Consider the following 11,223-nt stretch of genomic DNA (forward strand, 5'->3'; position numbering starts at 1 on the left):
CCGCGACCGGGTCGACGTTGCGGCTCTGATCCTCGTAAGCGCGCCAGTCCGCGCGCGACAGCGCCGGCTCGAAGCCTTCGGCGTAGAGGTCGATCAGCCGCGTCTCGTGCCCCGCCGCCTGCAACGCCGTAACCGCCTCACTGCATAGGAAGGCGTTGAAGCTCTCGGGGTCGGGGTGGGAGTGGATCACCAGCACGCGCATCACAGCCAGTCCATTTCGCGCGCCACGCGGTCGAGGAACGCTGAGCGCCGCTCCTTCGTGGCCGTGTTCATGCCGTAGAGCGCTAGATACCGCACGCCCGAGCGCCGTTCCAGCAAACCGCCGAGGATGCGCGAGACCACGCGGCGCGGCGGGTCGCCGACGAGCCACGCCATCAGCCGCGTCGCGCCGTAGCTGTGCACCGCGACGAGGCGCTTCAGCCGCAGCGTCGGGCGGATGCGGCCTTCCTCCAGGGCGAAGGTGACGCCGGGCAGGAACACGCGGTCGAGATAGCCCTTCAGGATCGCGGGATGGCCGAAATTCCAGATCGGCGAGACGAGCACCAGCGCCTCGGCCCGCTCGAGCCGCGCGACATGGGGCGCGACGGCGGCGCGGTTGGCCGAGAGGTCGTGATAGGCCAGCCGCTCGGCGCGCGAGAGCACCGGGTCGAAGCCCTCGGCGTAGAGGTCGCAATCGTCCACCTCGTGCCCCGCCGCCCGCAGCCGCTCGACCACCACGCCATGAAGCGCGGCGGCGAAGCTCGTCTCGACGGGATGGGCGTAGAGGACCAGAACGCGCATCCGCGCGACCTTTCGGACAAGCGGGGGCAGTGGGTTACTGGGCGGCGTTCAGACCCGGAAACAGGTAGATGCGGTCGGAGGCGAAGTCGTAGTCCGGATCGTCCCAGGCGATCATCTTGCCGGGGTTGAGGAGTCCGTCCGGATCGGTCTCGCGCTTGAAGGCGAGCTGGGCGGGGTCGGTCTGCTTCATGCCGCCCTCCTCCAGCGTGTAGCGGTGCGGGTTGAAGATCGGACAGCCTTCCGCCTCGTGGATGCGGATGATCTCGTCGAGCCGCGCTTCGGTGGTGTAGCGCACCATCGGCAGGCCGGCCCCGCGCACGCGCCCGTCCATGCGCACCCATTCGACATGGCCCGGGACTTCGTCGCCGAAGATCGCGGCCATCTTCACGACGCGTTCCACCGTGTCGGGGGCGCGATAGAGCACTTGAAGATAGGTGATCGCCGGGTCCATGCGCAGCGCGCGCAGGGTCGTGTGGTTCCAGGCGAGCTCATAGGCGGGCGGCAGCCCGGCCGCGCCGTCGCGGTCGGAACGGAACAGCACTGCCGCGCGCCGGTCGCGCGCGGTGACGGTCAGCAGCGGCTCGAGGCTGTGGGGGCCGACCATGATGATCGCAACATGCTTCTCGCGCGCGATGAAGCGGCGGTGGCGCAGGAAATAGTCGTGCGGGGCTGGGGCCTGCACAGTCGCCAGCTCCTTGAGGTGCAGCCCGTCGCGATGGGCGATGTCCTCGGCGTAGCGGTTGCAGGCGGCCCACTCGTCGAAGCCCACGATCACGTCGACCCAGTCATAGGCCGCGGTCAGCGGGACTTCGACTTCGGTGATGATCCCGTTGACGCCATAGGCGTGGATCGCCTTGTGCATGTCGTCGCCGCGCAACTCCAGCACGCGCGGACGGGCCTCGCAGGTCACGAGCCGCAGGCCCAGCACGTTGCCGTCGTCGCGCAAGCCGCCCCAGCGGATCGAGCCGACCCCGCCCGAGCCGCCGGCGATGAAGCCCCCGATCGAGGCCGTCTGCGCCGTCGAGGGGTGCATCCGCAGTTCCTGTCCGGCGGCGGCGCGCGCCTTGCGGTCGATCTCGGCGATGATGGCGCCGCCCCCTGCGCGGATGCGCCCCGGCCCGATCTCGGCGATCTTGTCCAGGCCCTTGAGGTGCAGGACCATTCCTCCCGAGAGCGGCATCGCCTGCCCGTAATTGCCCGTTCCGGCGCCGCGCGGGGTGACCGGCACGCCATGCGCATGGGCGGCGGCGAGCGCCTCGATCACTTCCGCCTCGTTGCGCGGGGTCACGACGAAATCCGCCGTCACATGGTCGAGCCGCTCCTTCAGGACGGGCGAGTACCAGAAGAAATCCCGGCTCTTCTGGCGGACGGTGGCGGGGTTGTCGTCGAGGTCGAGATGGGCGAGGGCGGCTTTGCAGCCGGCGAGGTCGGCGGTCATGCGGGCTCCGGCAGGCGGTCGAACAGGGCGTCGAGATCGGCGTAGTCGGGGGGGCCAGCATCGAGCGGGCGGCCCTCCCGCAGCACCAGCCTGTCGCCATGGGGCCGCGAGAGCAACTCCCCCCAGCGCCGCGCGGGGAAGATGACGAGATCGGCGGGCGCTCCCTCGGCGATCACTCCGGCCGCAAGCCCCATCGCCTCTGCGGGCCGCCGGGCGAAGGCGGCGGGCCAGGCGCCGAAAGGGTGGTCGAGATGGGCGGTGCGGGTCGCCTCGCGCATCACCTCCAGCATGTCGAGATCGCCATAGGCGTAGAACGGGTCGCGCGTGTTGTCCGAGGCGAAAGAGACCCGCACGCCGCGCACCGCCAGCTCATGCACGAGCGTCACGCCCCGCCAGCGCGGGGTGCGGCCGGCATTGCGGTCCTGCAGATACATGTTGCACATCGGCAGCGACACGACGTCGAGCCGGGCGCGCGCGACGAGGTCCATCGTGCGGTCGGCCTCGGCTTCGGGCTGGTTGGCGAGCGAACAGCAATGCCCGCACAGCGCGCGACCCTCGAAGCCGGTGCGCAAGGCGGCTTCGGCGATGGCGCGCAGCGTGTTGGAGGCGGTGTCGGCGGTCTCGTCCACGTGGAAATCGACGTCGAAGCCATGCCGATTGGCGATGGCGAAAAAAGCGTCGAGGCGGGCGGGCAGGTCGGGCATGGGGAAAGTCACGCAGCCGAGCACGCCGCCCGAGGCTGCGACCTCCGCGACGATGGCGTCGAATTCCGGCGTGAGGAGCTGGTCGGCTGTGGTCAGCGCCGCGGCCTGCAGCGCGATCCGCCCGCGCCATTCCGCACGCATCTCGCGGAACACGCCCCAGCTGATCGCCGTCTGCTTGCCCCGACTGTCGAGATGGGTGCGGATCGCGACAGTTCCGTGCGCGTAGGCGCAGCGCAGGGCGAAGTCCATCCGCGCGGCCACGTCCGCGGCGCGCCAGCGCGCTTCGCGGTCGGCCTGCACCGCGGCGAGCGCGCCGTCGAATGTGCCGTCCGGATTGCCCTGGCGTGGCCAGATGTGGCCCTTGTCGAGATGCGTGTGGCAATCGACGAAACCGGGAAGCACGACGGCGCCGGCCAGATCGACCGTCGGCGCCTCGGCGGGGCCGGCGAAGCCGATGCGGCCCCGGTCGATCCACAGATCGGCGGTGAGGAAGCCTTCCGGGTCCGGCGCGCCCGCCAGATCGGTCGAGGCTGCGGGAATGCGCGCGCGCGCCAGCCGATACGGCCCGTCGGGAATGGTCCAGCGGGGGGTCATGTCTCGCGCCTCACTGCGCTTTCGTGCCAGCGCCGCAGCGCCAGATGGTTGATCAGCGTGGTCGCGCCGAAGATCGCCACCCCTGCCAGGGCGATCAGCAGAAGGGCCGCGAACATGCGCGGGATGTTGAGCCGATAGGACGCCTCGAGGATGCGGAAGGCGAGCCCGCCCCCCGTGCCGGTCGTCCCGGCCACATATTCGGCCACAATGGCGCCGATCAGCGACAGCCCGCCCGCGATGCGCAGCCCGCCGAGGAAATAGGGCAGGGCGGAAGGGAACTGCAGATAACGCAGCTTCTGCCATTTCGTGGCGCCGTAGATGGCGAAGAGGTCGCGCAGATTGTGGTCGGCCGAGTTCAGCCCGAGCGTCGTGTTCGACAGGATCGGGAAGAACGCCACTATCCAGGCGCAGATCAGCAGCCCCACAAGCGGGCTTTCGACATAGATGAAGATCAGCGGCGCGATGGCGACGATGGGCGTGACTTGCAGGATCACGGCATAGGGGAAGAAGCTCATCTCCACCCAGCGCGACAGCGAGAACAGCGTCGCGAGCCCGACGCCCACCACCACCGCCGTCGCGAGCGCCAGAAAGGTGATCTTGAGCGTGACGAGCAGCGCCGCCGACAGCAGCCCCCAATCCTCGACGAGCTGGGAGGCGACGCGCCCCGGACCGGGGAGGATGTAGTGCGGAATCTCGTTGGCCCGCACCACCCAGTCCCAGCCGAGGATCGACAGCCCCACCACGATCGCCGGCAACACCCATGCGCCGATGCGCTCCAGCCGGCGGCGGCGCATCCGCGCGCGCTCCGCCAGATCGACCGCAGGGGCCTCGATCGCCGTCATGCATGCGCCTCCATCGCCGCCCTGAGCGCGTCCGAGACGCGCCGGCACTGCTCGGCGTATTGCGCCGAGGTGCGGAATTCCGCGCTGCGCCGATCCGGAGCCTCGACCTCGATCTCGGAGACGACCCTACCGGGACGCGCCGCCATCACCATCACCCGGTTCGACAGAAACACGCTCTCGAACACCGAATGGGTGACGAAGACGACCGTGCAGCCGAGCTTCTCCTGCAGCGCGAGTACGTCGTCGTTGAGCTTGAAGCGGGTGATCTCGTCGAGCGCGGCGAAGGGTTCGTCCATCAGCAACAACTTGGGATGCGTCACCATGGCCCGCGCGATGGAGACGCGCATTTTCATGCCGCCCGACAGCTCGCGCGGGTAAGCCTTTTCAAAACCTGACAAACCCACCAGCTCCAGCGCTTCCAGCACGTCGCGCTCGGCGGCCTTGCGGCTGACGCCCCTGAGGCGCAGCGGCAGCCAGACATTCTCGAAGACGCGCGACCAAGGGGTGAGAGTGGGCTCCTGAAAGACCACGCCCAACGTCGGTTCGCCCGACCAGACGATCCGCCCGCGCGTCGGTTGCGAGAGCCCCGCGATCAGCCGCAGCGCAGTGGATTTGCCGCAGCCGGAGGGCCCGAGCAGCGATACGAACTCGCCGTCCCGCAGGCTCAGCGACATGCCGTCGAGCGCCGTCACCTCGCCGCCGAACACCTTGGCGACGCTCCGAAGCTCCAGCAGCGGCGCCGTCACGGCGGCGAGGGCGGCGTCGCGCGCCGTCACTGGCCGAGCAGCGCCTTCTTCTCCGCGAGCCCGACGCCCTTGTTGACGAAGTCCAGCGTGTAGGCCTGCGCGATGTCGAGCCCGTCCTCCAGCACCCCGGCCTCGACCATCTTGGCGTAGAAGCTCTGCATCCGCGCGTCCGTCATCGCGCCGACGCCCATCGTCTCCGCGTCGCCGCTGTCCACGATGCCGTAGTCGATCATCGTCCGGATCGCGAAATCGACCTTGTCGCGCGTCATGTCGGGATTGTCCGCCATGATCTTCGCGATGGCGGCCTCGTTGTCGCCGTAGAGGAAGTTGACCCAGCCGAGCGCCGTGCCGTCGACGAAGCACTTCACCGCGTCGGGGCGGGTCTCGAGCGTGTCGCGGGTGACCTCGATGGTGGTGGAGTAGGTGTCGAAGCCGTAATCGGCCAGCAGCCACAGGTCGGTCTTGATCCCGGCTTCCGTCTCGATCGCGTAAGGTTCCGAGGTGATGTAGCCCTGCTGGCCGGAGTTCACGTCGGCGAGGAAGGGCGCGGAGTTGAAGGTGTAGGGGCGGCGCTGGTCGTCGGTGAAGCCGAAGGCCGCTTTCATCCACTGGTAGTAACTCTGATAGCCCGCGTCGCCGATCATGAGGGTGAGGCTCTTGAGATCCTCGAATTTCGACGCCACGCCAGGATGCGTCATGATCACCTGCGGCTCCTTCTGGAAGGAGGCGGCGACGACGACCACGGGGATTCCCTCGCCCAGCGCGTTGAAGGGAAGGAGCATGTTGCCGCCCATGTAGCCGTCGAGCCTGCCCGCCAGCATCATGGCGCGGCCATTGACCTGAGGACCGCCCGGCGTGATCGAGACGTCGAGGCCGCAGGCGGCGTAAGTGCCGTCCACCATCGACTGGTAGAAGCCCCCGTGCTCGGCCTGGGCGACCCAGTTGGTGCCGAAGCGGAAGGGTTCGAGCGTCTGGGCGGCGGCGGGAAGCGCGGCGGCGAGGGCGGCCAAGGCGAGAGGAGCGGTGCGTCGCATTTCGGTCTCCGTCCGGGGCGCCCCGGTTCGGGCGCGATGCATCACCCCAAACTATGCGGCGCGCAGCGGCGCTGTCGAGCGGGGGCGCTGCGCGAACGCGCAATTTCGCGCGCGGCGCCCGCGGAACAGGCGAGGGCGCCCGATGGGCGGGCGCAGCGCCACTCAGCCGGCGAGCAGCCGCCCCACGATGTCGCCGAGATTGCGCGACAGCCCCGCAGTCGCGGCGATCCGCTCCAGTTGCGCGCGGATCAGCGCGCGACGGGCGGGGTCGTAGAGGCGGGCGGTCTCGAAGGCGCCGGCGACGCGGGCGGCGGTCTGGGGGTTGCGCGCGTCGAGCCGGATCAGCCAGTCGGCGACCAGCGCGTAGCCCGAGCCGTCGGCGGCGTGGAAGCGGCTGGGGTTGCCGGCGGCGAAGGCCCCGATCAGGCTGCGGAAGCGGTTGGGGTTCATCCAGTCGAAAGCGGGGTGGCGCGCAAGCTCGGTCACGCGGGCGGTGGCGTCTGCGACGGGCGCGGTCGCTTGGATGGCGAACCATTTGTCGAGCACCAGCGGATCAAGCTTCCAGCGCTCGTAGAAGGCGTCGAGCGCGCGGCGTGACTGCGGGGCCTCGCAATGGACTATCGCCGCCAACGCAGGGGCTTCCTCGGACATGTTGTCAGATCGCGCGAACTGGCCGGCCGCGCGGGCGATCCCTTCGTCGGTCCCGGAGGCGGCGAGATAGCCCATCGCGCGGTTGCGCAGCGCGCGTCGCCCGGCGGAGGCCGCGTCGGGGCTGAACTGGCCGGTGGCGGCGAGCGCCTCGTGCAGGCGCAGGAACAGGCCCTGATGCGCCAGCCCGATCGCCCGGCGCAGCGAGGCGACGGCGGCGTGGATCGCCTCGGGGTCGGCATGGCCGGAGCGGGCGGCCATCTCGGCGGCGAGCTCGTCCTCGCCGGGCAGGCCGAGGGCGAGGGCGCGGAAGGCGGGGTCGAGCGCCTCGTCGGCGGCGGTCGCGCCGAAGGCGGCGATCAGCGCGACGTCGGGTTCGGCGCCGCCGACCATGCGCAGCAGCGCGTCGGTCGCGTAGGCGCGGCCGGCCTCCCAGCGGTTGAAGGGGTCGCTGTCATGCGCCATCAGGAAGGCGCGGTCCGCGTCGGGGCGCGCATGGCGCAGCACGACCGGCGCGGAGAAGTCGCGCAGGATCGAGGCGACGGGACGCGCGGGCAGGCGGTCGAACACCAGCGTCGCGCTGGATTCGGTCAGCAATTCCACCCGCGTGCCCTCCGGCAGCAGATCGTCGCCATTCGGGCCGAGCAGGCCGAGCGCGACGGGAATGACCAGCGGGCGCTTGTCGGGCTGGCTAGGCGTGGGCGGCGTGTTCTGCGAGAGGCGCAGGGTGAAGCGGCGGGCGTCGGCGTCCCAGTCTTCCTCGACTGTCAGGACGGGCGTCCCCGCCTGCGACCACCACAGCGCGAACTGGGAGAGGTCGCGGCCCGTGGCGTCCTCGAAGCACTGGCGGAACTGCTCGATGGTGCAGGCCTGCCCGTCATGGCGGTCGAAATAGAGGTCGAGCGCCGCGCGATAGGCTTCGGGGCCGACGATCCGGCGCAGCATCCCGATCACCTCGGCGCCCTTCTCATAGACCGTCGCCGTATAGAAGTTGTTGATTTCCTTGTATTGCTCGGGTCGGACGGGGTGGGCGAGGGGGCCCTGATCCTCGCGGAACTGGCGCGCGCGCAACAATTGCGCGTCGGCGATGCGCTTGACCGGGGCGGAGCGCTCGTCGGCGGTGAACTGCTGGTCGCGGAACACCGTCAGCCCTTCCTTGAGGCAGAGCTGGAACCAGTCGCGGCAGGTGATCCGGTTGCCGGTCCAGTTGTGGAAGTATTCATGCGCGATCACGCTCTCGACGCGCTCGTAATCGGCGTCTGTGGCAGTGTCGGGGCTGGCGAGGACGTATTTGGAGTTGAAGATGTTCAACCCCTTGTTCTCCATCGCCCCCATGTTGAAGTCGTCGGTGGCGACGATGTTGAACAGGTCGAGATCGTATTCGCGGCCATAGACGCGCTCGTCCCAGCGCATCGAGCGCTCCAGCGCGTCGAGCGCGTAGAGCGTCTTGCCCTCGTCGCCGGGACGCACCCAGAGGCCGAGACGCACCTTGCGGCCCGAGGCGGTGACGAAATCGCGGAAAGTCGGGCGCAGGTCGCCGGCCACCAGCGCGAACAGGTAGCAGGGTTTGGGGTGGGGGTCGCGCCAGAGGGCGAAATGGCGCTCGCCGGGCAGCGGGCCGCTTTCGGCCAGATCGCCGTTCGACAGCAGCACCTTGAGCGACAGCGGCGCGACGATGCGGACTTCATAGGGCGCCATCACGTCGGGGCGGTCGGGAAACCACGTGATCTTGCGGAAGCCCTCGGCCTCGCATTGCGTGCAGAACATGCCGTTCGACAGGTAGAGGCCTTCGAGCTCGGTGTTGGCTGACGGGTCGATGCGCGTCTCGGCCTCCCAGAGGAAGGCGTCGCCGGGGACCAGCGCGGCGGGGACGGTCAGGCCTTCGGCGTCGATCAGGAGCGCCTCGCGAGGGAGCGCCGTGCCATTGACCGCGGCGGAGACGAAGGCGAGTTTCCGGCCGTCGAGACGAAGGTCGGCGGCGCCCGGCGCCGAGTCGGGATTGCGGCGGAAGGCGATGCGCGCGCGCACGCGCGTCGCCTCCGGGTCGAGGTCGAACTCCAGCGCGACCGTCTCGACCAGCCAGGCCGGGGGGGCGTAGTCGGCGAGGCGCACGATCTCGGGGCCGCGGGCGGGGCCGGGGGCTTGATCGTCGGGGAGCATGGGGCGCGGTCCTTTCCTGGTCGCCGGCGTCGCGCCGGGGCGGCGGTCGGGCGCCGCCGCGAGGAGAGGCGCGCGGTCAGGCCGCCGCGAGGCGCTCGGCGATGTCGTCGAGCAGAGAGAGACGCTTCTTCTTGAGGTTTTCAAGCCGGAAATCGTCCATCGGCTCGAGATTGGTCTCGCCGCGATAGATCTCGGCGCTCAGCGCGTCGTAATCGCGCGCGAGCTCGGCGAAGGCGGGGTCGGCGCTGGCGAGCTGCGCGAGGGTTTCGGCCTTTTCGGGAAACTGCTCGGGCAGCGTGTGGGGATTCTCGATCATGGCGAAGGCTCCTTTTCTCAGCGCGCCATTTTACGCCGCGGTTTCGGGGTTGTCCCTGCGACCCCCGGGCGCTCGCCGGCGACCGGCGCGGCGGCGAGGGGGAGGGGGCTTGAGCCCGGACCGCGCGCAGGATAGGCAAGGCGTCATGGTCCCGTTTCGCCCGGTCGAGCGGGTGCGCCCCGAGGGCGACCCGTCGCTCCTTCTGCTCTGCGACCACGCGCTCGCGGCGGTGCCGCCCGAGATCGATCTCGGCGTGCCGCCGGCGGAGATGGCGCGTCACATCGCCTACGACATCGGCGCGCGCGGGGTTACGCTGGCGCTGTCGGACGCGTTCGAAGCGCCGGCGATCCTGTCGGGGTTCTCGCGGCTCGTCATCGACCCCAACCGCGCCGAGGACGACCCGACGCTGATCATGCGCCTCTATGACGGGGCGGTGATCGAGGGCAACCGCCGCATCGACGCCGCCGAGCGCGACCGGCGCATCGCCGCCTATCACCGGCCCTATCACGCCGCGATCGACGCCGCGATCGACGCCGCGCTCGCCGACGGGATCGAGCCGCGGCTGATCTCGATCCACTCCTTCACCCCGCAGCTGCGCGGGCGCGCGCCGCGGCCCTGGCACGTCTCGGTGCTGTGGGACCGCGACGACCGCATCGCCGGGCCGCTCATCGAGCGGTTGCGCGCCGAGGACGAACTCGTCGTCGGCGACAACGAACCCTATACGGGGCGGCTCGAAGGCGACTGCATGTGGCGCCACGGCACGCTGCGGGGCCTGCCGCATGCGCTGATCGAGATCCGCAACGACCTGATCGCGGATGCGGCGGGGCAGGCCGCATGGGCGGCGCTGCTCGCGCGCTGCCTGTCCGACGCGCTAGATCTCGACGCGCCGGCGGAGGACATAAAGGAACGGCGTTAGGGCTCGAGCCGGCCTAAGAATGGAGAGAAATCACGTTTCTCCTCTCGAAGACAACGGGCCCTAACTCGTGACCTGCGCTCTTCGGGTCGCGCTCAGGCGGCGTCCCGGCGCACGAAGCGGTCGCGTTCGACCTGCGACAGCGCGCCCGAGCGCGAGGGCGTTCCGACCGGCCGGATCAGCGAGGGCGGCTCGACATCGCCGCCGGGCAGCGGCGCGCGGCTGCGCCGGCGCGGATCGCCCGAAGGGACGGCGGCGAGCAGGCGACGCGTGTAGGCGTGGCGGGGATCGCCCAGCACGGCGGCGGCGGGGCCGGTCTCGACGATCTCGCCCGCGTACATCACGGCGATGCGGTGGCTCATGCGTTCGACGACGCCGATGTCGTGCGAGATGAACAGGAAGGCCAGACCGTCGCGCTCCTGAAGGTCGCGCATCAGCTCGGTGACCTGCCGCGCGACCGAGACGTCGAGCGCCGACACCGCCTCGTCGGCGATCACCAGCGCAGGCCCCACCGACAGCGCCCGCGCGATGCACAGCCGCTGACGCTGGCCGCCCGAGAACTGGTGCGCGTAGCGGTCGAGCATGTCGGCCGACAGCCCCACCCGGCGCATCAGCGCCGCCGCCAGATCGCGGCGGTCGGCGCGGGTCGCCGCAAAGCCGTGGATCGCCGCGGGCTCCGTGGTCAGGTCCCAGGCCGGCAGGCGCGGGTTGAGCGCTGCGAACGGGTCCTGGAACACGATCTGCGCGGCGCGCCGCATCGGCTTCAGCGCAGCGCCCCTGAGCCGCGTCACATCGCGCCCGCAGATGCGGATCGCGCCGGACCGGACCGGCGTCAGCCGCAGCGCCGCGCGCGCCAGCGTGGACTTGCCGCAGCCCGACTCGCCGACGAGCCCCAGCGTCTCGCCGCGCCGCACCGAGAGCGAGACGTTCTCGACGGCGCAAATCTCGGCGACCGTCCGGCGCAGCAGCCCCGCGCGGATCGGATAGCGCACGGTCAGGTTCTCGATCTCCAGCGCCGGGGCGGCGTCGGGCGCGGCGTCGGGCGCGG

The 11,223-nt window shown here is 70.4% G+C and carries 11 protein-coding genes; 1 reads left to right on the forward strand and 10 read right to left on the reverse strand.

Features of this window, described 5'->3' with window-relative positions:
- From V7Q31_RS07700 to V7Q31_RS07740, 9 genes are all read right to left on the reverse strand, one after another.
- Positions 1–202, reverse strand: a 202-nt coding sequence (locus V7Q31_RS07700; protein WP_333833112.1) for an NAD(P)H-dependent oxidoreductase, incomplete at its 3' end; no start/stop codon positions are given.
- Positions 202–780 carry an NAD(P)H-dependent oxidoreductase gene (locus tag V7Q31_RS07705; RefSeq protein ID WP_333833113.1) on the reverse strand — a complete coding sequence of 193 codons (579 nt, stop codon included), beginning with the start codon at positions 778–780 and terminating at the stop codon, positions 202–204. The genes V7Q31_RS07700 and V7Q31_RS07705, both read right to left, overlap by 1 nt.
- A 34-nt stretch (positions 781–814) precedes the next feature.
- Positions 815–2,218: an FAD-binding oxidoreductase gene (locus tag V7Q31_RS07710; RefSeq protein WP_333833114.1), complete on the reverse strand. Its 1,404-nt coding sequence runs from the start codon at positions 2,216–2,218 to the stop codon at positions 815–817.
- Positions 2,215–3,516, reverse strand: coding sequence for a cytosine deaminase (locus V7Q31_RS07715; RefSeq protein ID WP_333833115.1), 1,302 nt, complete (start codon positions 3,514–3,516; stop codon positions 2,215–2,217). The genes V7Q31_RS07710 and V7Q31_RS07715 overlap by 4 nt, the downstream gene beginning before the upstream one ends.
- Complete coding sequence (locus tag V7Q31_RS07720; protein WP_333833116.1) at positions 3,513–4,358, reverse strand: ABC transporter permease; 846 nt, start codon at positions 4,356–4,358, stop codon at positions 3,513–3,515. Before V7Q31_RS07720 ends, V7Q31_RS07715 begins: the two co-directional genes overlap by 4 nt.
- Entirely contained in the window at positions 4,355–5,134 is a 780-nt protein-coding gene (locus V7Q31_RS07725) for an ABC transporter ATP-binding protein (RefSeq protein WP_333833117.1), read from the reverse strand. Before V7Q31_RS07725 ends, V7Q31_RS07720 begins: the two co-directional genes overlap by 4 nt.
- A complete protein-coding gene (locus V7Q31_RS07730) occupies positions 5,131–6,138 on the reverse strand; it encodes an ABC transporter substrate-binding protein (protein WP_333833118.1) in 1,008 nt (335 codons plus the stop codon). Before V7Q31_RS07730 ends, V7Q31_RS07725 begins: the two co-directional genes overlap by 4 nt.
- A gap of 162 nt (positions 6,139–6,300) precedes the next feature.
- A complete protein-coding gene (gene pepN, locus V7Q31_RS07735) occupies positions 6,301–8,946 on the reverse strand; it encodes an aminopeptidase N (RefSeq protein ID WP_333833119.1) in 2,646 nt (881 codons plus the stop codon).
- A gap of 76 nt (positions 8,947–9,022) precedes the next feature.
- Positions 9,023–9,262 carry a YdcH family protein gene (locus V7Q31_RS07740; RefSeq protein ID WP_333833120.1) on the reverse strand — a complete coding sequence of 80 codons (240 nt, stop codon included), beginning with the start codon at positions 9,260–9,262 and terminating at the stop codon, positions 9,023–9,025.
- 145 nt (positions 9,263–9,407) lie between these two features.
- Here V7Q31_RS07740 and V7Q31_RS07745 point away from each other — a divergent pair, with 145 nt between their 5' ends.
- A complete protein-coding gene (locus V7Q31_RS07745) occupies positions 9,408–10,178 on the forward strand; it encodes an N-formylglutamate amidohydrolase (protein ID WP_333833121.1) in 771 nt (256 codons plus the stop codon).
- 92 nt (positions 10,179–10,270) lie between these two features.
- Here the strand turns inward: V7Q31_RS07745 and V7Q31_RS07750 are convergent.
- Positions 10,271–11,223: ATP-binding cassette domain-containing protein (locus V7Q31_RS07750; protein WP_333833122.1), on the reverse strand; the 953-nt coding region annotated here is incomplete at its 5' end.

This window comes from Rubrimonas sp., from assembly GCF_036788415.1.
Classification (GTDB): Bacteria; Pseudomonadota; Alphaproteobacteria; order Rhodobacterales; family Rhodobacteraceae; genus Rubrimonas.